At 70.9% G+C, this 23744-nt stretch carries 23 protein-coding genes; 12 read left to right on the forward strand and 11 right to left on the reverse strand.

What is annotated here, in order from left to right; translation table 11 throughout:
- The first annotated feature begins 28 nt into the window (after window positions 1-28).
- Both DT076_RS13675 and DT076_RS13680 read left to right on the forward strand, forming a co-directional pair.
- Entirely contained in the window at window positions 29-1177 is a 1149-nt protein-coding gene (locus DT076_RS13675) for a CaiB/BaiF CoA transferase family protein (protein WP_114127241.1), read from the forward strand.
- Window positions 1174-1947 carry an enoyl-CoA hydratase-related protein gene (locus DT076_RS13680; RefSeq protein ID WP_114127242.1) on the forward strand — a complete coding sequence of 258 codons (774 nt, stop codon included), beginning with the start codon at window positions 1174-1176 and terminating at the stop codon, window positions 1945-1947. Before DT076_RS13675 ends, DT076_RS13680 begins: the two co-directional genes overlap by 4 nt.
- A 12-nt stretch (window positions 1948-1959) precedes the next feature.
- On the opposite strand, the gene DT076_RS13685 is transcribed toward DT076_RS13680, so the two are convergent.
- Window positions 1960-2928 (reverse strand): Gfo/Idh/MocA family protein, encoded by a 969-nt coding sequence (locus DT076_RS13685; RefSeq protein WP_114127243.1) that lies wholly within the window; start codon window positions 2926-2928, stop codon window positions 1960-1962.
- Window positions 2929-3085: 157 nt separating this feature from the next.
- Here DT076_RS13685 and DT076_RS13690 point away from each other — a divergent pair, with 157 nt between their 5' ends.
- From DT076_RS13690 to DT076_RS13720, 7 genes are read left to right on the forward strand one after another with little or no spacing between them, the layout of a single operon-like run.
- Window positions 3086-4408 carry an ABC transporter substrate-binding protein gene (locus DT076_RS13690; protein WP_158548138.1) on the forward strand — a complete coding sequence of 441 codons (1323 nt, stop codon included), beginning with the start codon at window positions 3086-3088 and terminating at the stop codon, window positions 4406-4408.
- A gap of 18 nt (window positions 4409-4426) precedes the next feature.
- Window positions 4427-5386, forward strand: coding sequence for a carbohydrate ABC transporter permease (locus DT076_RS13695; RefSeq protein ID WP_114127245.1), 960 nt, complete (start codon window positions 4427-4429; stop codon window positions 5384-5386).
- 60 nt (window positions 5387-5446) lie between these two features.
- A complete protein-coding gene (locus DT076_RS13700; protein ID WP_114127246.1) occupies window positions 5447-6295 on the forward strand; it encodes a carbohydrate ABC transporter permease in 849 nt (282 codons plus the stop codon).
- On the forward strand, window positions 6292-7014 hold the full coding sequence (locus DT076_RS13705; RefSeq protein WP_158548139.1) for a cyclase family protein: 723 nt from the start codon (window positions 6292-6294) through the stop codon (window positions 7012-7014). Before DT076_RS13700 ends, DT076_RS13705 begins: the two co-directional genes overlap by 4 nt.
- On the forward strand, window positions 7011-9251 hold the full coding sequence (locus DT076_RS13710; protein ID WP_114127248.1) for a glycoside hydrolase family 2 protein: 2241 nt from the start codon (window positions 7011-7013) through the stop codon (window positions 9249-9251). The genes DT076_RS13705 and DT076_RS13710 overlap by 4 nt, the downstream gene beginning before the upstream one ends.
- Window positions 9248-9967, forward strand: a complete 720-nt coding sequence (locus tag DT076_RS13715; protein ID WP_114127249.1) for an SDR family NAD(P)-dependent oxidoreductase — start codon at window positions 9248-9250, stop codon at window positions 9965-9967. Before DT076_RS13710 ends, DT076_RS13715 begins: the two co-directional genes overlap by 4 nt.
- 17 nt (window positions 9968-9984) lie before the next feature.
- Window positions 9985-10692, forward strand: coding sequence for an SDR family NAD(P)-dependent oxidoreductase (locus DT076_RS13720; RefSeq protein ID WP_158548140.1), 708 nt, complete (start codon window positions 9985-9987; stop codon window positions 10690-10692).
- Here the strand turns inward: DT076_RS13720 and DT076_RS13725 are convergent.
- The 8 genes from DT076_RS13725 to DT076_RS13760 all read right to left on the reverse strand — a co-directional run bounded on the left by DT076_RS13725 (window position 10673) and on the right by DT076_RS13760 (window position 18163).
- Window positions 10673-11212 (reverse strand): gamma carbonic anhydrase family protein, encoded by a 540-nt coding sequence (locus DT076_RS13725; RefSeq protein WP_158548141.1) that lies wholly within the window; start codon window positions 11210-11212, stop codon window positions 10673-10675. The two genes, DT076_RS13720 and DT076_RS13725, sit on opposite strands and share 20 nt — an antisense overlap.
- 546 nt (window positions 11213-11758) lie before the next feature.
- On the reverse strand, window positions 11759-12148 hold the full coding sequence (locus DT076_RS13730; RefSeq protein ID WP_114127251.1) for a VOC family protein: 390 nt from the start codon (window positions 12146-12148) through the stop codon (window positions 11759-11761).
- Between the two features lie 22 nt (window positions 12149-12170).
- Window positions 12171-12950 (reverse strand): SDR family NAD(P)-dependent oxidoreductase, encoded by a 780-nt coding sequence (locus tag DT076_RS13735; protein ID WP_114127252.1) that lies wholly within the window; start codon window positions 12948-12950, stop codon window positions 12171-12173.
- A gap of 43 nt (window positions 12951-12993) precedes the next feature.
- Window positions 12994-13797 carry a DeoR/GlpR family DNA-binding transcription regulator gene (locus DT076_RS13740; RefSeq protein WP_114127253.1) on the reverse strand — a complete coding sequence of 268 codons (804 nt, stop codon included), beginning with the start codon at window positions 13795-13797 and terminating at the stop codon, window positions 12994-12996.
- 4 nt (window positions 13798-13801) lie between these two features.
- Complete coding sequence (locus DT076_RS13745) at window positions 13802-14863, reverse strand: NAD(P)-dependent alcohol dehydrogenase (RefSeq protein WP_114127254.1); 1062 nt, start codon at window positions 14861-14863, stop codon at window positions 13802-13804.
- Window positions 14860-15765 (reverse strand): carbohydrate ABC transporter permease, encoded by a 906-nt coding sequence (locus tag DT076_RS13750; RefSeq protein WP_199539185.1) that lies wholly within the window; start codon window positions 15763-15765, stop codon window positions 14860-14862. Before DT076_RS13750 ends, DT076_RS13745 begins: the two co-directional genes overlap by 4 nt.
- The gene (locus DT076_RS13755) at window positions 15762-16712 is read right to left on the reverse strand and encodes a carbohydrate ABC transporter permease (protein WP_199539186.1); all 951 of its coding nucleotides are present in this window, start codon (window positions 16710-16712) and stop codon (window positions 15762-15764) included. The genes DT076_RS13750 and DT076_RS13755 overlap by 4 nt, the downstream gene beginning before the upstream one ends.
- Window positions 16709-18163 (reverse strand): extracellular solute-binding protein, encoded by a 1455-nt coding sequence (locus tag DT076_RS13760; protein ID WP_114127255.1) that lies wholly within the window; start codon window positions 18161-18163, stop codon window positions 16709-16711. Before DT076_RS13760 ends, DT076_RS13755 begins: the two co-directional genes overlap by 4 nt.
- A gap of 149 nt (window positions 18164-18312) precedes the next feature.
- On the opposite strand from DT076_RS13760, the gene xylB reads away from it, so the two are divergent.
- Window positions 18313-19701, forward strand: coding sequence for a xylulokinase (gene xylB, locus DT076_RS13765; RefSeq protein WP_114127256.1), 1389 nt, complete (start codon window positions 18313-18315; stop codon window positions 19699-19701).
- Here the strand turns inward: xylB and DT076_RS13770 are convergent.
- The gene (locus DT076_RS13770) at window positions 19665-21212 is read right to left on the reverse strand and encodes a mannitol dehydrogenase family protein (RefSeq protein WP_114127257.1); all 1548 of its coding nucleotides are present in this window, start codon (window positions 21210-21212) and stop codon (window positions 19665-19667) included. The two genes, xylB and DT076_RS13770, sit on opposite strands and share 37 nt — an antisense overlap.
- Window positions 21213-21232: 20 nt before the next feature.
- Entirely contained in the window at window positions 21233-21913 is a 681-nt protein-coding gene (locus DT076_RS13775; protein ID WP_114127258.1) for an SDR family oxidoreductase, read from the reverse strand.
- 130 nt (window positions 21914-22043) lie between these two features.
- On the opposite strand from DT076_RS13775, the gene DT076_RS13780 reads away from it, so the two are divergent.
- Window positions 22044-23141 carry a DNA polymerase domain-containing protein gene (locus DT076_RS13780; RefSeq protein WP_114127259.1) on the forward strand — a complete coding sequence of 366 codons (1098 nt, stop codon included), beginning with the start codon at window positions 22044-22046 and terminating at the stop codon, window positions 23139-23141.
- Window positions 23138-23695, forward strand: coding sequence for a mycothiol transferase (locus DT076_RS13785; RefSeq protein WP_233493963.1), 558 nt, complete (start codon window positions 23138-23140; stop codon window positions 23693-23695). The genes DT076_RS13780 and DT076_RS13785 overlap by 4 nt, the downstream gene beginning before the upstream one ends.
- Window positions 23696-23744 lie beyond the last annotated feature (49 nt).

Below are 23744 nucleotides of genomic sequence, written 5' to 3' on the forward strand. Positions count from 1 at the left end.
ACCCTGCCCGACACGATGAGAGGAAGACATGGACTCCCGTGCGCTCAGCGGAGTACGAGTGCTGGACCTCACCCAGGTGATGGCCGGCCCCTTCTGCACGATGCTGCTTGGCGACCTCGGTGCCGACGTCATCAAGGTGGAGCCGCCCGGCGGTGGTGACCAGACCCGGCACTCGTGGGGGCGTTCGGGGAAGGGCGACGACGGACCGGCCTTCTTCGCGCTGAACAGGAACAAGCGCTCGGTGGTGCTCGACCTACGCTCGGAGGACGATCACGCACGGTTCTGCGAGCTGGCCGGTGGTGCCGACGTGCTGGTCGAGAACTTCCGGCCAGGGGTGACGCGGCGTCTGGGCATCGACTACGAGTCGCTGAGCCCGTCCAACCCTGGGCTCATCTACGCCAGCATCTCCGGTTTCGGCCAGACCGGCCCGTACTCGCAACGACCTGGCTACGACCTCATCGCCCAGGGGATGGCGGGCGTGATGGGGGTGACCGGACATCCTTCGTCTCCGCCGGCCAAGGCGGGTGTGCCGGTGGCCGACCTCGGATCCGGGTTGTTCTGCGCGTACGGCATCCTCGCCGCCTACGCGCACAAGCAGCGGACGGGCGAGGGTCAGCGGCTCGAGACGTCCCTGTTCGAGGCCGCCCTGGGACTGACGGTGTGGGAGGCCACGGAGTTCTGGGCCAGCGGAGAGGTCCCGCAGCGCACCGGTTCGGCCCACCGAATGTCGGCCCCGTACCAGGCTTTCCGCACCGCGGACGGCTGGATGACCATCGGTGCCAACAATCAGCGCCTCTGGGGATTCCTCTGCCGCAGCCTGGGTCGCGACGACCTGCTGACCGACCCCCGCTTCGTCGACAACCCCGCCCGCATGGAGCACAGGGCCGAGCTGGCCGTTGAGATCGAGGGTGTGCTGTCCGGCGGGTCCACCGAGGACTGGGTGGAACGACTGCTGGCTGACGGTGTCCCCTGCGGTCCGATCCTGAGCTATGACGAGGTCCTCGCCGACCAGCACACAGCGTTCCGCGAGATGGTGCAGAGCATCCCGCACCCGGTCGAGGGCACGGTGCAGACGCTGGGTTTCCCGGTGAAGCTGAGCGGCACGCCTGCGGCGACCCGCCGACACCCGCCCCTCCTCGGTGAGCACCAGCCTGAGACCTGGGAGGAGCGTCGGTGACGGGCGAGGTGCTGGTCAGGCGGGATCAGGACGTGGTGACAGTGACGCTGTCGCACCCGGGCAAGCGCAACGCGATCACCTATGCCATGTATGAGGCGATGGAGCGCACCTGGGATGCGCTCGAGGCGGACGGGTCGGTGCGCGCCGTGGTGCTCCGGGGCGCCGACGGCGCCTTCGCCGGCGGCACCGACATCCGCCACCTCGCCGATATCGGCGACGGCGAGCGGGGGGTGGTGTACGAGGCCATGATCGCCCGGGGTCAGCGAGGTCTGCTGCGGCTGCGGGTCCCCGTGGTGGCGGTGGTCGACGGCGCGTGCGTCGGCGGGGGCCTGGTGCTCGCCGCGCTCAGCGACCTGGTCCTGTGCACACCCGGCTCACGGTTCGGTTCTCCCATCGCGCAGACCTTGGGGAACACGCTCTCGGCGACCTCGTTGGCTCGGCTGCACGCCCTCCTGGGCCGTCGACTGACGAGCGAGATCCTGATGACCGGACGTCTGCTGTCGGCGGAGGAGGCGCTCGCCGCGGGATTCGTGAACGCCGTGCTGCCGACCGAGCAGCTTGAGCAGCGGCTGCAGGAGCTGTTGGCCGCCGTCCGTCGCTGCGCTCCGCTGAGCTTGTGGTCGTTCAAGGAGCTCGAGCGCCGGGTGGATGAGGTGCACGCCGCCGTCGAGACCGCCGATGTCTACCGGCGGGTGTACGGCAGCCGTGACTTCAGCGAGGGGGTCGAGTCGTTCCTCGCCAAGCGACCTGCGCGGTTCCAGGGGCGGTGACGCCCGGCTGGTTCAGGACAGGATGCTGGCCGAGAGCTCGACGGTCCGCAGCCCGTCCTCGACGGTCGGGTGCTCCACCTGTTCGCCGCGGGCCAGGGCGAGGAAGGTCGTCGTCTCACCGGCGAACCCCATGTCGGCCGCCTCATCCTCAGCCAGCAGCTCGACCCGTTCCGTCGCTCCGGGCGCTGCCGTCGTCAGGCTGTCGGACCGCCACATGCCGCGACCGGACAGTACCGCCGTGCCCGCGTCACCGATGAGTGCGAGCGAGTTGTGCTCGACCGCGCTCATCCAGCTGGCTTGCCAGGAGCCGATCGTGCCGTCGGCGAAGCGGGCGGTGGCGAGGACCGTGTCGTCGAAGTCGCGCAGCTCCGGCCGCGAGCCGACGACGCGACCCTCGATCTCGACCACCTCCCCGACCAGCCAGCGCAGCAGGTCGAGGTCGTGGGAGAGCGACTCCACGGTCATCCCGACCGCCTGGCTCGGGTCGGTCCGCCAGTTCCCCTGAGACAGGGGCAGGTAGCCCAAGCGCTGCCGCTGGACCATCAGGAGACGACCGAGCTCGCCAGCGGCCACCAGGGTTCGTATCCGCTGGTACGGCGGGTGCCACCGACGCACGAACCCCACCATGAAGGGCGAGCCGGCCGCCCGCACCAGCTCGGCCAGTCGTCGGGCGGAGGGGACGTCGGCGGCCAGCGGCTTCTCGCAGAGGACCGGGATCCCTGCTGCGGTGAGGACGGCGACAGCGTGCTCCCGTACCCGGGGCGGGGTCAGCAGGTAGGCGGCATCGATCGCCGAGCAGGCCTGCTCCACGGTGGCGCATGCGGTGGCGCCACAAGCCCGAGCCAGCGCACGGGCGGCGTCAGCACGCACATCCACGACAGCGCTGATCTGGACTCCTGGTTGCTGCACGAGCTCCCGCAGGTGGGCATGGGCGATGTGGCCAGCGCCGATGATGCCGACCCGAAGCGTCCGACTTCCCATGACAGATCCGATCGTAAAAGTTGCGGGTTCAAGAAACGAACTCGCTCAACTTAGCCCATTGACAGCCTCTGACCGGTTTGCCACGCTACAGATACGATCGGATCTGCGAACGGTGAGATCCGGGATGGAAGCAAAGGGGCTCCTCATGTCATTGCCGATGAACCGACGACTCTTCCTCCATGCGGCCGGGGTGTCCCTGGCCGGCGCTACCCTCGCAGCGGCCGGATGCACCCCTCGTCCGACCAGCGGCGGCGCGGGCGGCGGTGCTGAGGGCGGAACCACCGTCCGAGCGGCCTGGTGGGGTGGTGACGTCCGCCACGCGAAGTTCAACGCGATCTACGACCTCTACAGCCAGCGCCACGAGGGCGTGAGCATCGCCCGCGAGTTCGCGGACTACGGCTCCTACTTCGAGCGGCTCCCGACCCAGTTCGCAGGGGGCAACGCGCCTGACCTTCTGCACGTCACCGAGCGTCAGGTCTCCGACTACGCCAGTCGTGGACAGCTCGCCGACCTCCGCAGCTTCGCCGACGGCGGCCCGCTCGACCTGTCGCTGTTCTCCGAGGCGTCCTTGGCAGCCGGGGAGTACCAGGGCACCCTCGTGATGCTGCTCGTCGGGGCCACGATCCCGGCCACGATGTACAACGCGGCGCTCTTCGCCCAGGCCGGAGTGGCCGAGCCCGGCCTCGACTGGACGTGGGACGCGTTTGCCAGTGCCTGTCTCGAGCTCGCCGCGAACCTGCCCGAGGGCTCCCTCGGCAGCACCTACCAGGCCATCTCGGCTCCGACGTTCGAGACCACGCTGGTCCAAGACGGCAAGAGCCTGTTCGCGCCGGACGCGTCGGCCCAGCTCAACTTCGACGCGGCCGACGGCGAGCGGTGGTTCCGCCTGTGGAAGGAGCTGCTCGACGCCGGTGGCTGCCAGACCGCCGAGCAGACCGCGGAGGACTCCTCCGCGCCGTTCGAGGACACCGCATTCGCACAGGGCAACACCGCCATGCACGTTCAGAACTCCAACCAGCTGGTCACCTTCCAGACGGCCGTAGGTGAAGCCGGGGAGCTCGCGCTCGCGCCGTTCCCCCAGGTCGGCGGGGCGCCTGCCTCGCTGGTGATCGGGAGCTACGTCTCGATCAACGCCAACGCCACGGACGAGGTTGCCGAAGAGGCGGCGTCGATCGTCGACTTCTTCGTCAACGATCCCGACGCCAACCGGATCTTCGGTCTGGAGCTGGGCGTGCCGGGCAACTCCAACTGGGTCGAGGCGGTGGAGGCGGAGCTGGAGCCCGTGGACCGGAAGGTGCTCGAGTTCGCGCAGGCCGTGGAGGCGCAGTCCGTCTTCGCCACCCCGCGTCCCTCGGGCTCCTCTCGGGCGGACTCGCTGATGAGCGAGCTCGGCCTGGCGGTCGGCTTCGGCGAGCTCGACCCGGCAGCCGCCGGCGCCCGGCTGGTCGACGAGCTCGCCGCGTCCATCGGTGCGAGCTGAGTCCGGACGGCGAGGCAGATGACCCAGACAACGCTCAGCCGGCGTACGGTCGCCGAGCCGCCGCTGGACCCGCCGGTCCGCCGTACCCGGTCGGCGTGGGCCAAGCAGGAGGAACGGGCGGCCTGGGTGATGCTGACCCCTTGGCTGCTGGGCCTCGTGGCTATCACCGCAGTGCCCATGGTGGCCTCTCTGGTCCTGTCGTTCACCGACTACCGGCTGCTCAGCAGCCCGAGCTGGGTGGGACTCGAGAACTACGTCAGGCTGCTGGACGACCCGCGGTTCACGAAGGCCATCGGGGTGACGTTCCGGTACGTCTTCGTCTCGGTGCCGCTGCAGCTGGCCTTCGCCCTGGCGCTAGCCCTGCTCCTGAACCGGGGTGTCCGCGGGCTCCGCTTCTACCGCTCCGCCTTCTACCTGCCCTCACTGCTGGGCGCCAGCGTCACCATCGCCATCCTGTGGCGACAGGTCTTCGGCAGCGAGGGGATCTTCAACGCCCTGCTGGGCTTGTTCGGGGTGAACGGCCCGAGCTGGATCGGCAACCCTGACCACGCGCTGGGCACGCTCGTGGTGCTCAACGTGTGGACCTTCGGTTCACCGATGGTGATCTTCCTGGCCGGCCTACGCCAGATCCCACGGGAGTACTACGAGGCGGCGGCGGTGGACGGGGCGGGACGGCTGAGCCAGTTCTTCCGAGTGACCCTGCCGTTGCTCACACCGGTCGTGTTCTTCAACGTGATCCTGCAGTTCATCCACGCTTTCCAGGCCTTCACCCCCTCCTACATCGTCAGCGGGGGCTCCGGTGGACCGGTGGACTCGACCCTCTTCTACACGCTCTACCTCTACCAGCGGGGGTTCACGCAGTTCGAGATGGGCTACGCCTCGGCCATGGCCTGGATCCTGCTGCTGATCATCGGGGTCTTCACAGCCGCCAACTTCGTGGCCTCGCGCTACTGGGTCTTCTACGGGGATGAGAAGTAGATGACGACAACGATTCGTGCGCCGCGCCTGCAGAGCGACCCCGATGCAGCGGGACCCGGCATGGCAGGTGATCATCGGGCCAGCCGGTTCCGCCGCCTGATGACCCACCTGGCTCTCCTCACGCTGAGCGTGGTGATGCTCTACCCAGTGATCTGGATGCTGTCCAGCTCGTTCAAGCCCCAGGAGGAGATCTTTCGCAACCAGGGCCTCATCCCCTGGGAGGTGACCCTCGACAACTACGTCGAGGGCTGGAACGCCCTCCAGTACGGCTTCGAGCTGTACTTCTTCAACTCACTGGTGGTGGCCGTCGCCGCGGTGGTGGGCAACATCTTCTCCTGCTCCCTCGCTGCCTACGCGCTGGCGCGGCTCAGGTTCCGTGCGCGGCGGGTCGTGCTGGCCATCGTGCTGATCACCATCATGCTGCCCTACCACGTGGTGGTGGTGCCGCAGTACATCATGTTCTCCTCCTTCGGCTGGGTGAACACGTTCTGGCCGCTGATCCTGCCGAAGTTCCTGGCCACCGACGCCTTCTTCATCTTCCTCATGGTGCAGTTCATCCGTGCCCTGCCACGCGAGCTGGACGAGGCGGCGACGATCGACGGGGCGGGGCCGTACCGGACCTACTGGAAGGTCATCCTGCCGTTGACCATGCCGGCGATGGCGACGACGGCGATCTTCACCTTCATCTGGACGTGGAACGACTTCTTCACCCCGCTCATCTACCTCAACGATCCCACCACCCACACGGTGCCGCTCGCACTGCGTTCCTTCCTCGACGCCACGGGCGAGTCCTCCTACGGATCGCTGTTCGCGATGTCGCTGCTGGGTCTGGGGCCCATCATCGGGTTCTTCATCGTCGCGCAGCGCTATCTCATCGAGGGGATCGCGACGACAGGGGTCAAGGGGTGAGGGCGGTCGGTTGTACGGTTCACGACCTGAGTTTCGAGATCCCCGTTGAGCACTTCCGCTGGAACCAGGAGCGCTCCCTCACCCAATGCCTCGACGCCGGTGACCCCTTCACCACCACGACCTTCACGATGTCGGCACACGGCTTCACCCACGCAGACGCTCCCGCCCATGTGGTGGCGAAGAGCCCCACCGTCGAGGCCCTGGACGCCTCGGCCTGGATCGGCTGGGCGACTGTGCTCGACGTCTCCGCAGTTCCGGCCGGTGCGCCGGTGGAGCCGGAGGACCTGGCGCAGGCGGCTGCAGGCGTGACGCTGCGGGACATCCTGCTCATCCGCACCGACTGGGAGCTGAGACGGGACGTCGGCACTGAGGCGTACTGGCTCGACTCACCCCACCTCAGCTCCGCCGCGGCGCGGTGGCTGGTCGATCGAGGACCGAGACTGGTCGGCTTCGACTTTCCCCAGGACCGGGCCATCGGTGACGCGATGCGCGGACACACAGTCCGGCCCACCGACTTCGTGACCCACGACCTCCTGCTCCGCCGCGGGGTCCTGCTGCTCGAGTACCTCCGCGGACTCTCCGCGCTGCCTCGAGAGGTCTTCCTGGTGGCGGCTCCGCTCAAGCTCGCCGCTGGCGACGGTGCACCATGCCGCGCCGTCGCTCTGTGCCCTGATCCCGACGACCCCGACGACCATCCAGACGAGAGGCATCGAACGTGATCTCCATCCATGAGGGCCGAACCTCGGCCGACCTGAACGGCACCTGGGCCTACGCCCTGGAGGCGGACACGCCGGGCGAGGAGCTCGGCTGGACCGACCCTGCGTTCGACGCGGCCACGTGGCGTCCGGTGGAGCTGCCGACGAACTGGTACCTCACCGAGATCGGCGACTTCTTCGGCAGCGTGTGGTTCCGCCGGTCCTTCACCGTGGACGACAGATTCGTGGGTCAACGGATCTTCCTGCGTTTCGGGGCGGTGGACTACTACGCCGACGTCTGGCTCAACGGCACCTACCTGGGTTCGCACGAGGGCATGTTCAACCCTTTCGAGTTCGACGTCACCGACCTCGTCGACCGTGACGGTGAGAACGTCCTCGTGGTCAAGGACGGAGCACCGCGTGACCCCACCGAGTACGTCCAGGCGACATTCCCGGAGAACCCGCTGTCGCCGGACCACCAGCGCCACCAGGCGCTGGCGATCTCCCAGGTCAAGGGGCACATGATCGACGCCATGCACCGTCCGGGGGCGATGACCAAGTACCGCCAGGACGGCAACAGCGGTGGCATCTGGGGGTCGGTCGACCTCATCGCACGTCCGGCGGTGCACGTCGCCCATGTCCGGATCTCGACCAGGATCGGGATCAAGAAGGACTGGCTGGGTGACGGCTTGGACAAGCCCGACGGCACGGGGCTGGTCGACGTCGACGTCCGGTTGGTGAACACCACCGGCGCGGTGGTCACGACCGATCTCGTCCTCGGCGTGGCGCCGGCCAACTTCGACGGGGACCCTGTGCCCGATCGCGTGCGCCGGGTGACGCTCACCCCCGGCGTCACCGTGCACAAGATGGTGGTGACCGTGCCGGAGGCCCGCTTCTGGTGGACCTGGGACCACGGCCACCCGTCGATGTACACCGCACGCGCCGCAGTTGGTGAGGACGTCGTCGAGCAGCGCTTCGCGATCAAAGAGATCCGCCACGACGACACGACCGGCCAGTGGTACCTCAACCACAAGCGGATCTTCCTCCGCGGGATGCGCTACATCTCGAGTCAGTGGCTCAGCGAGGCGAATCCCCAGATGTGGGAGGAGGACCTCACCAAGATGCTCGACATGCAGATCAACGCCATCCGGATCGGCAGCCACGTCGAGCCCGACGGCTTCTACACCATGTGCGACGAGCTCGGGCTGCTGGTCTGGCAGGTGTTCCCGCTGCACTACTGCGTCAGCGACAGCGACGACTTCATCGAGCGGGCGAGCGACATGATCCGCGACATGGGGGAGATGCTGACCAACCACGCCTCGATGGGGATGTGGTCAGTGTTCAAGGAGCCCGAGATCTACCTGCTGCCCGACAAGCCGAACAACTACCACCGGCTCTGTCCCGTCCTGAAGGAGACGCTCGCCACCGTCGACCCGGTCCGCTGGATCCACCTCGGCGACTACCGCGAGGGGGCGCAGAACCTCATGATCGGCGGTGTCCACGACGGGGACCGACCGATGGACGAGGTGGTGGTGCAACCGCAGATCGTGGAGTTCGGGGCGGCGTCGGTCCCGGTGCTGGAGACGCTGCGGACCTTCATCCCCGAGGACAAGCTGTGGCCTCCGGACTGGGACACCTGGGAATACCACGGCCTGTTCTACGAGCTGGCCTTCAAAGGTGCCAAGGTCGATCTGGGCAGCAGTGTGGAGGAGTTCATCGACAACTACCAGCGCTACGAAGCACTTGTGGTCAAGGAGCAGATCGAATTCATCCGACAGCGCAAGTACGCGCCGGTGGCTTCCATGTACCTGTACTACTGGAGCGATTCCTGCCCGATCATCGGGTCCGGTCTCCTGGACTACTACCGTCGCCCCTACCAGGTGTACGACTCGATGAAGGCCGTGTACACCCGGGTGCTCATCAGCCTTGAGCGGGAAGCCCGGCCCTACATCATCGGTCGGGAGAAGGTCTACCAGCGCGGGCAGACGTTCTCGGCCAAGCTCTGGATCACCAATGACCACGACCACGCGATCGAGGATGCCGTCGTCAGCTACGCGATCGTGCATCGCGAGAGCGGGGAGGTGCTGCACAAGAGCGAGTTCAGCACCCGTCTGGTCGCCGATTCGGTGGAGCGCGTGGACCAGATCGTCTGGCCGATCCCTGCGAATGCGCCGGGTGGTGAGTACCGGGTGGCGATGCGGGTGGCCGACGCCGCCGGTGCGGTGCTCTCGGACAACTACACCGACCTGGTGCTGCGGTGAGCGGTCAGCGAACCGTGATGGTCACCGGGGCTGGGAGCGGCATCGGTCGTGCGACTGCGCGGGCATACCTCGACGCCGGCGCCACCGTGCACGGCCTCGACCTGCGCCCCGGCGAGCTCGACCCGGGACCAGGACGGTGGGTGCCCCACGTCGTCGACGTGGCGGATGCCGAGGCGGTGCGCGCGGTCGCCGCCGACACCCTGGCCGCAGACGGCGCCGTCGATGTGCTGGTGACGAGCGCCGCCCTCGGCTACCCCGAACCCTTCACTGAGATGACGGTGGAGTCCTGGGACCGCGTCTGGCGCGTCAACGTGACCGGGACGATGCTGTGCCTGCAGGCGGTCCTGCCCGGGATGATCGAGCGCCGCACGGGGTCGATCGTCATCGTGTCCTCGATCGCCGGTCGGACCAGGAGCGTCTCCAACGGGGCCCACTACACGACCAGCAAGTACGGGGTGATCGGCCTCACGCGCCACCTCGCTGCCGAGTTGGCTGGCACGGGGGTGCGGATCAACTGTGTAGCTCCCGGGCCCACGAACTCCCCCATCCTCACCGCCCACGCCTCGACCGAGGAGCAGGAGGCGATCGCGGCGAGGACGCCGCTCCGCCGGATCGCCCAGCCCGAGGACGTCGCAGAGGTGATCACGTTCGTCGCCGGTGACGCGGCACGGCACGTCCACGGCGCGGTGCTGGACGTGAACGGCGGGCTCTACTGATGAGTGGCGTGGGCTTGGTGGACGGTCCTCCCGTCGCCTACGTCACCGGTGCCGGCAGCGGGATCGGGGCCGCGGTGGTCAGCGGTCTACGAGCACGGGGTCAGCGGGTAGTCGGCGTCGACTGCGGGCGGGTCGGCGAGCCCGCCGCTGACTTCCTGCCGCTCGAGGTGGAGCTCCGGTCACCGACTGCCCACCTCGAGGCGGTGGCCGCCGGGATGGAGCGCTATCGGCGGCTGGACACGGTCGTCACACACGCGTTCGTGGGATCCTCCACGCCGTTCGTGGATCTGACCGTGGACGAGTGGGAGGAGCTGATCGACACCAACCTGCGCGGCGCCGTGCTGGCGGTGCAGGCCGCTCTGCCGCACCTGAGGGCGGGTGCGAGCGTGGTCATCACCTCCTCGATCGCCGGGCGGCGGTACAGCAGTGTGATGGGCCCGCACTACACGGTGGCCCGCTACGGGTTGATCGGCCTGGGGCGTCATCTGGCCGCCGAGCTGGCCGGGACCGGCATCCGCGTGAACGTGGTGTGCCCGGGTCCGCCGGACACACCACAGATGTGGGCCGTGACGACGAAGGAGCAGCGCGAGCGGATCGCCGCGGGCACGCCGTGCCGGCGCCTCGCTGCGCCGGAGGACGTCGCGGCGACGGTGCTGTTCCTCGCCTCGCACCGGGCGCGGCACGTGCACGGAGCGGTTGTCGACGTCAACGGTGGTCTGGCGTGACCTGACCGGCATGCCGGAGCGCGAGCTGGACGTAGGTGTCGGCGTTGGCCAGTACCGCGGCTCGGTCGGCCCCGGTGAGCTCCCGTCGCACCCTCCCAGGGAGCCCGAGGACGAGCGTCCCGGAAGGAATGTGCGCGTCCTCGGGTACAAGCGTGCCGGCACCGATGATGACGTCCGAGCCGATGGTGGCGCCGTTCAGCACGACCGCCCCCATGCCGACGAGGACACGGTCCCCGACCGTGCAGTTGTGCAGAATCGCCCGGTGCCCCACGGTGACGTCGGTCCCGACGTGGACGCCGAGCCCCGGATCGGCGTGGACGACCGACAGGTCCTGCACGTTGCTGCGCTCACCGATGACGATGTCGTCCCCGTCACCTCGCAGCACGCAGCCGTACCAGACGGAGGCTCCGGCGGCCAGGGTGACCCGACCGATCACGGTGGCTCCGGGGGCGACCCAGGCCGCGGGATGGACGACTGGGTAGTGGCTCTCGAAAGGCAGAAGCGTCATGTCGACCACCATGGCAGGCCACGGCGCGACGACGGCCGCAGGATGGTCACCGGGAGCGGGAGGAGGCTGCACCGTGCCGCGCCACGACCTGCAACGCTGGACCGCCAGCGGTCGCGTCCGCCTGGCAGCCCAGGAGCAGCCGCTGCTTCCGAGCCGGGAGTGGGCCCTGCTGCCGGCGTCCACGGCAGCGGCCGACACCAGCTCGCGTTTTCGGCCCGCGGCCTCCTCGCGATCTGGCGGCTGGTCCCGCCGGTGGTCGGATCGCCGACCGGCCCCGGCGGCGTCGGTCGCGGCGACGCTCGAGCCCCGGCTCTCGCAGCGGCCCCCCGGGTGCCCCTCCGACCACCGAGCAGGGTCTGGCCTGGTCCCTGGTAGCCCCCCGGGGGTGCTAGACCGGGCCACCCGTCGCGAGCTCCGCCCCGCTGGAGGCGGGTCTGTGCGCGGTGCTCGACGACGACGGACGGGCCACGGCACGGGTCGTGCGGACCGCGGTCGCCCGGTACCGCCTACTCGCCACCCACCGAGCCGCCCCCGCGGACGGACGCGGCCGGCTGAACGTCAGCGTTCCGACGGCTCCAGCACGACCTCGACCTCGAACCCCTCCGAGCTCTCCAGGTAGAGCGCGGTGTGCTGCTCACCGCCCGCGTGCGGGTAGTGGTCGGGGAACAGCTCGTGCCAGCCGTGGGCCGAGGACTCGGCGCGGATGCGGTCCAGCAGCGCCCGGTCGTCGGTGGTGACGGCCAGGTGGTTGACGCCCGGGCGGAGCCGGTCGTGGGGGACGTCGCGCTGGTCGGGGGAGTGCTCGAGATAGAGGTAGGTGCCGTCAGGGTGCGTGAGTGTGGAGCCGTCGTGCTCCCAGTCGAGCAGCCCCAGCAGCCAGCCCCACTCGGCCTCGGCGCGCGGCAGGTCGGAGACCCACAGGTCGAGGTGGTGCAGCGCGCGGGTCATGGCCGCGACGCTACCGGCCGGCTCAGACGGCGGTGTAGCCGCCGTCGACGACCACCACCGAGCCGGTCATGAACGAGGACGCGTCGCTGGCCATCCACACCACGGTCGGGCCGAGCTCCTCCGGCTCGGCCGCCCGCTGCATCGGCGCGTCGTCGATCCAGCGCGGCTTGAAGGCGGGGTCGTCGACCGGGGCCATCGCGGTGCGCACGTAGCCCGGGGCCAGCGCGTTGACCCGGATCCCCAGCGGAGCCCACTCCACCGCCAGCGACTTCGTCAGCTGGTGCACCGCGGCCTTGGAGGCGTTGTAGCCCGGCTGCCACTGCGGCCGGTTGACGATGATCGAGGAGATCGAGCCGATGTTGACGATCGACCCGCCGCGGCGGCCGTCGGTGCGGTCGGCCATCGCCCGGCCGAACACCTGCGAGGTCCGCCACAGCCCGGTGAGGTTGGTGTCGACGACGGTGTCCCACTCCTCGTCGCTGACCTCGAAGGCGGCCCGGTGGATGCAGGTGCCGGCGTTGTTGACCAGCACGTCGGGCACCCCCAGCTCGGCGGTGATCGCGTCGCGGACGTCCTCCAGCCCGGCCCGGTCGGTGACGTCGGCGGTGTACACCCCGGCCCGGACGCCGAGGGCCGCGACCTGCTCGCGGACCGGCTCCGCAGCCGCCGCGTCGCGGACCAGCAGCGCCACGTCGGAGCCGGCCTCGGCCACCGCGACCGCCAGCGCGGCGCCGATGCCGCGGGCGGCGCCGGTCACCACGGTGACCTTCCCGGTGAGTGAGAACGAGTCGAGCACGGGCATGTCCATCTCCTTGGATCGGTGGGTGAGGGGTCGTGGGGGGAGGTCAGTCGGCACCGGGGTGGGGGACGGTGACCACCGTGGTCCCAGCCTGGCCGAAGGCGTCCAGCTCCGCCCGTCCGCCCGGGTCGGGCTCGTCGCTGATGAGGACGTCGACCCGTCCCGCCGGCAGCACGACGTGCGGGCCGTGCAGGCCGAGCTTGTGCCGGTCGACCAGCAGCACCCGGGTCTGGCAGCGCTCGGCGATCACCTGCTTGACCCGGGCGGAGTCCTCCAGCAGGTGCAGCACCTCCCCGCCGGCCACCCCGGGGGCGGAGATCAGCGCGACGTCGCCGCGCCACTCGGTGAACCCGGCCTCGGCGACCGGGCCGAACACCGCCCGCAGCTCCGGGGCGACCCGTCCGCCGACGAGGTGCACGGTGGCGTGCGGGTAGCGGCGCAGCTCCTCGGGCACGGCGAGGAAGTTCGTCACCACGGTGACGGGGACGCCGGTGCGGCAGCGGGCGTGCAGCGCCGGCAGGCAGCTGGTGGAGTCGTCGACGAGGACCGTCCGGGCCGCGGTCAGCCAGGGCAGCGCGGCCCGTCCCACCGCCTCCTTGACGTCGGTGCCGAACCGCAGCCGGAACGCGGCGCTGGTCTGGCGCTCGAGCTCGGTCGGGGCGACCGCGTGCCCGTGCTCCTTGCGCAGCAGCCGTTCGGCGGCCAGCGCGTCCAGGTCGCGGTGCACCGTCATCACGCTGGTGCCCAGCTCGCTGGCCAGGGCGCTGATCTCGATCCGGCGGGCCCGGATCACCCGGTCGAGCAGGTCGCCCCGGCGCCGCATCACGTCGGCGTTGCTGCTGCGTCCCACCCGGTCACTCCCCGGGGCGGACCACGGACTTGATCACGCCGGGCGTGCCGGTCGACTGCAGGGCCTCCTCGGCGCGGTCGAGCCCGAAGCGGCCGGTGACCAGGCCGTCCAGGTCGACCCGGCCGCTGGCGGCCAGGGCGATCGCGGTGGGGTAGGTGTTGGCGTAGCGGAAGGTGCCGGTGAGCACCAGCTCACGGTTCTGCAGCAGCCCGACCGGGATGGTCAGCTCGTCCGCGCCCATCCCGACCAGCACGATCCGCCCGGCGCCCCGGACGGTGGGGAACCCCGCCAGCACGGCCGGCTGGGCGCCGGAGCACTCGATGAAGGCGTCCATCCGCCCCGCACCGGCGGCCAGGTGGTCCAGGGTGCCGGTGCGGACGTCCACGGTCTCGGTGGCACCGTAGCGCTCGGCCACGGCCAGCCGTCCCGGGTCGACGTCGGTGACGACGATCTCCGACGCCCCCAGCGCGCGGGCCACCTGGACCGTCACCAGCCCGATCGGCCCCGCGCCGGTCACGAGCAGCTTCGTGCCGGCCCCGACCTCGGCCTTGCGGCAGGCCCACACCCCGACCGAGAGCGGCTCGATCAGCGCGGCGGCGTCGTCGGACAGCGTATCCGGCACGGGGTGGGCGAAGTCGGCGGCCAGGGTCACGTACTCGGCGAACGTGCCGTCCACCGGCGGGGTGGCGAAGAAGACCACGTCGGGGCACAGGTTGTACCGGCCGTGCTTGCACTGCTCGCAGTGCCGGCAGGGCACGCCCGGCTCCATCGCCACCCGCTGGCCGACCCGGGCCGGGTCGACGTGCGCGCCGACGGCGACCACGGTGCCGCTGGCCTCGTGGCCGAGCACCAGCGGCTCGCGGACCACGAAGTCGGCGATCCGGCCGTGCCGGTAGTAGTGGACGTCGGAGCCGCAGATGCCGACCGAGGCGACCCGGACGAGCACCTCGTCCGGACCGGGGGAGGGTACCGGTCGCTCGGCGGGGCCGATCTCGCCGGCGCGCTCGAGCAGGGAGACCCGCATGGTGGTGGGCAGGGACGGCGTCGTCGTGGTCACGGTGCTCATTCTCCCGTCACCGCGCCCAGCGACAGACCGGTGACCAGCCAGCGCTTCACCGCCAGCCCGAGCACCACCATCGGGACGACCACGATGGTGCCGATGGCGGTGAGCTGGCCCCAGTCCACGCCGGTCTGGGTGACCAGCTGGCTGGCCGCGATCGGCAGCGTCTGCGAGCTCGGCCCGGCGAAGACCGAGGCGAAGGCGTAGTCGTTCCAGGCGAACACCAGGCACAGGATGCCGGTGGTCACCAGGCCCGCCTTCGACAGCGGGAGGATGACGTTCCAGAACGCGCCCCACCGGGTGCACCCCGAGACCAGCGCCGCCTCCTCCAGCGAGGGCGGGATCTCGGCGAAGAAGGCCTGCATCAGCCAGGTGGCGAACGGCAGGTTGAACGTCATGTAGGCCAGGATCAGCCCCGGCAGGGTGTCGATCAGCCCGGCGAAGCGGAACATCAGGAACAGCGGCAGCACGACCGCGGCGATCGGGGCCATCCGGGTGGAGATGATCCAGAACGACAGGTCCGACTTGCGCTTCATCCGGGTCCGCGACAGCCCGTAGCCGGCCAGCGTCCCCAGCACCAGCGACAACCCGGCCGAGACCACCGCGGCCACGACGCTGTGCCAGATGTAGGGCAGCAGGTTGTTGGCGCCGGTGAACAGGCCGACGTAGTTCTCCAGGCTGGGGGTGAAGAACCACTTCGGGTCGGCGGCGGTGACGTCGTCGCCGCCCTTGAACGAGCCGAGCAGCATCCAGACCAGCGGGATCAGCGTCCAGAGCAGGAACACCCCGAGCACGACCCAGGTGACGACCGTGCCGCCCGGGGTCATCTTCTGGTCGAAGGAGAGCCCGGTCGACCGCTTCGGCGGGCGCGCGGCGGCCTCGGTGGAGGCGGTGGTGGTGGTGCTCACTGGGCCAGTCCCTTCCGGTCGAGGAGCCGGACGAACACCTTCGCCATGGCGATGGTGACGGCCAGCATCATCAGTCCGATGGCGGCGGCGTAGCCGAGGTCGAAGAACCGGAACGCCGTCTCGTACAGCCGCAGCGGCACGATCTTCGTCGCGTCGGCCGGGCCGCCGTTGGTGGTGATGGTGATGATGTCGAAGTAGCGGACGGCGTCCATCGAGCGGATGAGGAACGCCACCAGCAGCACGTTGGAGATCGAGGGGAAGATGATGTGGAACAGCGTCCGCGTCCGGCTCGCCCCGTCCAGGGCGGCCGCCTCCAGGATGGAGGGGTTCACCCCCGAGAGCCCGGCCAGCGTGATCAGCGTGATCAGCGGCGTCCACTCCCAGACGTCCATCAGCGCGACCGCGATGAAGGCGGTCACCGGGCTGCCCAGCGGGTCGATGTCGATGCCGACCGCCTGCAGCCAGTTGGTGTACAGCCCGAAGGTGGGGTCGACCAGGTAGCGGCCGAGCAGGCCGACGATGACCGGGGCCACGAACATCGGCAGCAGCACCAGCGAGAGCACCAGGCCGCGTCCGCGCAGCACCCGGTGCAGCGCCACGGCGACGCCGACGCCGATCAGCAGCTCCAGGCCGACGGTGACGACGAAGTAGAGCACCGTGCTGGCCCAGGACGTCCACAGGTTCGGGTCGGTCAGCGCGCGCGCCCAGTTGTCCAGGCCGCGCCACTCCAGCGCGGCGCCGCCGAGCAGGCGGACCCGGGAGAAGCTCATGCCGATGAGGGTGAGGAACGGGATGATCGACAGCCCGGCCATGAAGATCACGGCCGGCGCCATCAGCAGCCCGGGGAAGCCCAGCCCGCGACGCGGCCGCCGGGGGTCCTTCATCTGCTGCACCCGCTCCGGGGCCAGCTCCTGCCCCCCGGTCGGCTGTGCGGTCGTCTGCGTCATGCCTGCCACCCCCGCGCCACGATCTGGTCGATGCGACGGGCCAGCCCGTCCATGGTCGCCGCCGGCTGCTGCTGCCCGGCCAGCATCTTCGACAGCTCGGTGAAGACCGCGGTGTCGCACTCGTTCCACATCGGGATCTTGGGACGCAGCCCGATGACGTCGTCGCGCCAGGCCACCTCCATGGTCGGCCCGGTGAGCATGTTCGGCAGCTCGCTGGGACGCTGCTCGGCCGCCTGCACCTCGGGCAGCTCGTAGACCGAGGTGCGGGTCGGCGTCCCGCCGCCCGCGGCCGAGGCGAGGTTGGCCAGCTGGGTCTGCGGCGAGGTGGCCCAGTTGACGAACAGCCAGGCCGCTCCGCGCTCGGCGCCGCCGGTGTTGCCCGAGATGCCGATCCCGCAGCCGCCGAAGTGCGCCGACGAGCGGGCGGGTCCGTGCGGCAGCGGGGCGTAGGAGACCTGGCCGGGCAGCGACTCCTCGTTGCCGGAGGCGAACTCGTGCCAGTTGACGCACATGGCGATCTGGCCCTGCGCCATGGCGTTGCCGACGCCGTCCCAGTCCCAGGAGCGCGAGCCGGGGTGGGCGATGCCGACCAGCCGCTGGTAGAACGCGGCGGCCTCCTTGGCCTCGTCGCTGGCCAGCAGCGAGCGTCCCGGGTCGGTGGCGCCGCGCAGGCCGATCTCGGAGCCGCCCTCGAAGTACTCCCCGCCGTAGGACCACAGCACGTTGGAGAAGTCGCACATCAACGAGTCGTGCTGCTTGGACTGGGTGCCGACCCCGGCGACCACCTCGTCGACATGCGCGTTGAACCACTGCGCGATCTGGAAGAACTCCTCCCAGGTGCGCTCCATCCCCGGGGTGACGTCGAAGCCGAGGTCGTCGCGCATCCGGTCACCGTGGGCGTCGAAGAGGTCCTGGCGGTACTGCCAGATCATCGTCGGGCAGTCGTAGGGGAGGGCGAACACCTTGTCGGGGTCCTCGAAGGTGCCGGTGGCGGCGAGCTGGGTGGGGATGAAGTCCTCCAGCCCGCCCTCCAGCGGCGGGTAGCCGTCGGCGTCGATGAACTCGCGCAGGTCGGCCAGCCCGGCCGAGTAGGGGGCGAGCACCTGGTACGGGTCGGCGTAGATGACGTGGTACTGGCTCTGCCCCGAGGCCAGGTCGAGCGCGACCCGCTGCACCAGGGCGCTGAGCTCGAGGTTGACGATCCGGACGTTGATGCCGGTCAGCTCGGTGAACGGCTGCAGGTTGGCCGCGATGGCCGCAGTCGGGGCGGTGTTCTCGGAGATGAAGTTGATGGTGGTGCCGGCGAAGCGGCGCCACTCGTCGCCGCCGGTGAACTCCGGCACCGGTGCCGGCTGGCTGCCCGAGCCGCAGGCGCCGAGCAGGCCGCCGCCGGCCAGCGCCCCGGCGCCGAGCGCACCCGCGCGCAGCAGGCTGCGTCGGGAGAGGGTCATGGGGTGCTCCTCAGTCGTTGTGGTGATCTGCCGAGGAACTTCTCACAAAATACGAGAGATCGGCAAGAGGTGTCTCTCGATGGACGAATGCGTATCCTGCGGCAGGACGATCCGGAGGCGCCGGAGCGCCAGGAACGAAGGGCCCGACGATGAGTGACCTCGTACTCGGTGTGGACTCCTCCACCCAGTCCTGCAAGGCGATCCTGGTCGACAGCGCGACCGGCCGCGTGGTGGAGGAGCGGCAGGCGCCGCACCCCCGCGGCACCGAGGTGGACCCGCGGGAGTGGTGGAGCGCCTTCGAGACCGCGGGCGGGCCGCTGCTGGAGCGGGCTGCCGCGGTCGCGGTGGGCGGTCAGCAGCACGGCATGGTGGCCCTGGACGCCGACCAGCAGGTGGTCCGTCCGGCGCTGCTGTGGAACGACGTCCGCTCCGCCCCGCAGGCGGCCACCCTGGTCGAGGAGCTGGGCGGGCCCGAGGCAGCGGCGCGGCGCACCGGCAGCGTGCACGTCGCCTCGATCACCTCCACCAAGCTGCGCTGGCTGCGTGACGCCGAGCCCGAGAACGCCGCCCGCACCGAGGCGGTGCTGCTGCCGCACGACTACCTGACCTGGCGGCTGCGCGCCGACGCCGACCGCTACACCACCGACCGCGGGGACGCCTCGGGTACGGGCTACTTCTCCCCCGAGACCGACGACTGGGACGTCGAGCTGGCTGAGCACGCGCTGGGCCACCGGCCGCGGCTGCCCGAGATCGTGCCCGCGCACACCTCGGCGGGGCAGACCCGCAGCGGGGCGCTGCTCGGCGCCGGCACCGGCGACAACGCCGCCGCCGCGCTGGGGCTGGACCTGCAGCCGGGCCAGGTGCTGATCTCGCTGGGCACCTCCGGAGTGGCCTCCACCGTCGCCGCCGACCCGGTGCTCGACCCGTCCGGGGCGGTCAACGGGTTCGCCGACGCGACCGGGCGGTGGCTGCCGCTGGCCTGCACCATCAACTGCGCGCGGATCCTCGAGCTCGCCGCGGGGCTGCTGGGGGTGGGCTACGACGAGCTGGCCCGGCTCGCGCTGGCCGCCCCGGCCGGTGCGCACGGGCTGTCCTTCCTGCCCTACCTCGACGGCGAGCGCACCCCGAACCGGCCCGACGCCCGCGGCACCATGCACGGGCTGACCACCTCGACCACCCGCGAGGACGTCGCCCGGGCGGCGTTCGAGGCGCTGCTGTGCTCGGTGGCCGATGCCGTGCAGGCGCTGGACCAGGTGACCGGGGTGCGCACCACCGCGGTGTCGATGGTCGGCGGGGCGACCAAGTCGCCGGCGGTGCGGGCGCTGGCCCCGGCCGTCCTCGGCGTCCCGGTCACCCTGCCGCCGGACGGGGAGTACGTCGCCCGCGGTGCCGCGCGTCAGGCCGCCTGGGTGCTCTCGGGTGCGGAGCAGCCTCCGGCCTGGGAGCTCGAGGGCACCTCGGAGACCCTCGAGGCCGACGCCACCCCCGACGTCCTGGAGGCCTACCGCGAGCTTCGCGACCGCACCGCGGGCTGGTGAGGCCCTTCGACAGGCCGCGAGGGCCGTGGCCGCTCGGCCATCAGCGCCTCCAGGGTGGCTCGGGCGCCGTGCCCGTGCAGGGAGGACAGAGCCCACCGGTAGGCGGTGAGGAAGCGTTCCTGGCTGGCGAGGTCGCCGAAGAGCTGCTCGTTGCGCACGAACACGTCGGGGTCGTCGCCCTCGACCTGGGAGCGGGCGATCGGGACCAGCTGGTCGGCGAGCTGGTCGACCACCTCGATCGGCTCGCCCTGCTCATCGACCCCTTCGGCGTAGCGGGCCCAGGAGGCCACGATCGCCGCCGACAGCTCCACCGGGCCACCGCTGGCCAGGTTCTCCCGGATCACCGGCACCAGCCACTTGGGGATCCGGTCCGACGATTCAGCGCACAGCCGGGCCACGGTGTCGCGGACCTGGGCGTTGGAGAACCGCTCGATCAGCGTGGTCCGGTAGTCGGCGAGGTCGACCCCGGGCACCGGCGGCAGCGTCGGGGTGGCCTCCTCGGTCATGTAGGCGAGCAGGAAGTCGGCGAACAAGGGGTCGGAGCAGACGTCGTGCACCAGCCGGTAGCCGGCCAGGTAGCCGAAGTAGCACAGCCCCTGGTGGGAGGCGTTGAGCAGCCGCAGCTTCATCAGCTCGTACGGGGTGACGTCCTCCACCAGCTGGACGCCGACCCGGTCCAGCTCGGGTCGGCCCAGCGGGAAGTCGTCCTCGAGCACCCACTGGGTGAACGGTTCGGCCACCACCGGCCAGGGGTCCTCGATGCCCCAGCGCTCCCGCACCTCCGCGCGGTCGTCGTCGGTGGTCGCGGGGGTGATCCGGTCGACCATGCAGTTGGGGAAGGCGACGTGCTCGCCCATCCAGGCACCCAGCTCGGGATCCAGCGCGGTGGCGAACGCGCTGAACATCCGCCGGGCGACGTCGCCGTTGTGGGGGATGTTGTCGCAGCTCATCACCGTGAACGGCTCGATCCCGCGCTCGCGGCGCAGCTTCAACCCGGCCGCGACCAGCCCGAACACGGTGGTGGGCTGGTGGGCGCCGGTGAGGTCGGCGGCGACCGCGGCGTTGCCGAGGTCGAACTCGCCGGTGACCGGGTGCACGTTGTAGCCGCCCTCGGTGACGGTCAGGCTGACGATCCGGGTGCCGGGGTCGGCCAGCCGGTCGATCACCCGCTGCGGGTCGTCGGGGGCGTAGAGGTAGTCGACCACCGACCCGATGACCCGCGGCTCCAGGGTGCCGTCGGGGTGCTTGAGCACCAGCGTGTACAACCCGTCGGTGGCCTGCAGCGCGTCGCGCATCGCGGCGTCGCGGGGCATCAGCCCGACCCCGCAGATGCCCCACTCCTGCCCGCCGCCCTGCTCCAGCAGCTCGTCCACGTACATCGCCTGGTGGGCGCGGGAGAAGTTGCCGAGCCCGAAGTGCACGATCCCCGCCTGGACGGCGGTGCGGTCGTAGCCCGGTCGGCGGACCTCGGCGGGCAGGGCATCCAGGGTGGCAGGGCTGAGCGCGGTCATGCCCGTCACCCTAGGACGCCTCAGGCCGGTCGGATCGACAGGGACTCCACCACCGCGTCGGCCGGGGTGGCCAGCGCGTGGGCCACCGCCCGGGCCACCGTCTCGGGGCGCATGTGGTCCTCGGCCCGGTACTCCCGGCCGGCGCCGGCCTGGATCCGCTGCTGCATCTCGGTGTCGACCCGGCCCGGGTGCACCGAGATCACGCGGACGGTGCCGCGCTCCTCCTCCCGCAGCGCGTCGGTGAACGCGCGCAGGGCGAACTTGGAGGCCGCGTAGAGCCCGCCGCCGGCGCCGGCGGTGAATCCGGCGCCGGAGTTGATGGTCAGCACCTGCCCGCGGCGTCGGCGCAGCGCCGGCAGCAGGGCCCGGGTGAGGTCGGCGACGGTGACGACGTTGAGCTCCAGCACCCGGCGCCAGTCCTCGCGGGTCAGCTCGGCCACCGTGCCGGACGCCTCCACGCCGGCGTTGTGCACCAGGACGTCGAGCTCCTCGACCCCGGCGGCCGCCGCCGCGACGGCGTCGGCGTCGGCGAGGTCGACCGGCCAGGGCTCGGCCTGCGGCAGGTCGGCGCACACCTGCGCGAGCTGCTCGGCGTCGCGGCCGCCGACCAGCAGCCGGTGGGTGTCGGCGAGCTCGCGGCAGATCGCGAGGCCGATGCCGCGCGAGCCGCCGGTGACCAGGGCGAGGGGGCGGGTGTCCATGCCGAGGACGCTACTGCCCGCCCTGGGATCGTGTTCGCCGTCCCCGGTGGAGCCGGCGACACGCCGCGACACGTCGGTCGTCACCGCGACGACATACACGTGGTCAGGGATCGGCCCTAGCCTGGCGCCCATGGCGAAGACCGCAGCGGCGGAGGTGCAGGCCGGTGACCGGGTCGTGCGCATCTCCAGCCCGGACCGGGTCATCTACCCGGCCACCGACTCCACGCCCGACATCACCAAGCTGCAGGTGGCCGAGTACGTCGCCGCCGTGGGGGAGGGGCTGATGCGGGCGCTGCGTGACCGGCCCACCGCGCTGGAGCGCTGGCCCGCCGGCGTGCACCCCGGGATCAAGCTGTCCACGGGGCGTCCCGGCGACAAGTCCGACGCGTTCTACCAGAAGCGGGTGCCGCAGGGGGCGCCGGACTACCTGGAGTCGGTGGAGGTGACCTTCCCCTCCGGCCGCACCGCCGCGGAGGTGTGCCCCACCGAGATCGCGGTGCCGGTGTGGTGCGCCCAGATGGGCACTCTCACCTTCCACCCGTGGCCGGTGCGACGCTCCGACGTCGACCACCCCGACGAGCTGCGGATCGACCTCGACCCCCAGCCCGGGACCGGGTTCGCCGAGGCGGTGCAGGCGGCGCTGGTCGCCCGTGAGCTGCTCACCGAGGCCGGGCTGACCGGCTACGTCAAGACCTCGGGCAACCGCGGCGTGCACGTCTACGTGCGGATCGGGCCGCGCTGGGACTTCGTCGACGTCCGCCACGCCGCGATCGGCTTCGGCCGGCGGCTGGAGCAGCGCAGCGAGGGCGTCACCACCGCCTGGTGGAAGGAGGAACGCGGCGAGCGGATCTTCGTCGACTTCAACCAGAACTGCCGCGACCGCACCATCGCCTCGGCGTACTCGCTGCGCCCGCTGCCCGGTGCGCCGGTGTCGACCCCGCTGTCCTGGGAGGAGCTGGCCACCACCACCGACCCGCGCAGCCTCAACCTCTTCACCGTCCCCGAGCGGCTGGCCGACGGCGACCCGTGGGCCGGCATCGACGAGTCCGCCGGCTCGATCGAGCCGCTGCTGGAGTGGTACGAGGAGTCCGGGCTGGGGGAGATGCCCTACCCGCCCGACCATCCGAAGATGCCGGGCGAACCACCGCGGGTGCAGCCGTCGAAGAAGAACGCGGCGAACTGGGAGACCGACGAGACCGGTGCCGAGCGCCGTCGGGAGAAGGCGTGAGCAGCCCCGCCGAGGCCGGCGAGCCCCGTCCGGGGCTGGACGGGGGAGAGGCCGGGCACCTGGTCGCCTACCTGGCCTTCCTGCGCGGCCAGGTGGTGGAGGCGGTCGGGTCGCTGACCCCGCAGCAGCAGCGTACGGCGGTGCTGCCGTCGGGCTGGAGCCCGCTGGAGCTGCTGTCGCACCTGCTGCACATGGAGCGCCGCTGGATCCGCTGGAGGTTCCTCGGCGAGCCGGTGGACGAGCCGTGGGGCGACTGGGGCCGCACCGGCAGCGCCGACCCCTCCGAGCACGCAGGGGCCCGGTGGCGGGTGCCCGAGGACGTGGACGTCGCCGGGCTGACCACCCGGCTGGTGGAGCAGGCGCGCACCACCGAGGAGGTGCTCACCGGCACCCCGCTGGACACGCTCGCCCGTACCGGCGGCCGGTTCGCCGACGGCGCCACGGTGCCCACCACCCTGCGCTGGATCGCCTTCCACGTGCTGCACGAGTACTCCCGCCACGCCGGCCACCTGGACGCCGCGGTGGAGCTCCTCCGCGACCGCGGCCGGGCGTAGCCGTCGACCGTGACAGTCGTCATCCGGGAGTCGTGACGCTGCTCCCAGG

It is taken from the genome of Desertihabitans brevis (assembly GCF_003327535.1).
Taxonomy (GTDB): Bacteria; Actinomycetota; Actinomycetes; order Propionibacteriales; family Propionibacteriaceae; genus Desertihabitans; species Desertihabitans brevis.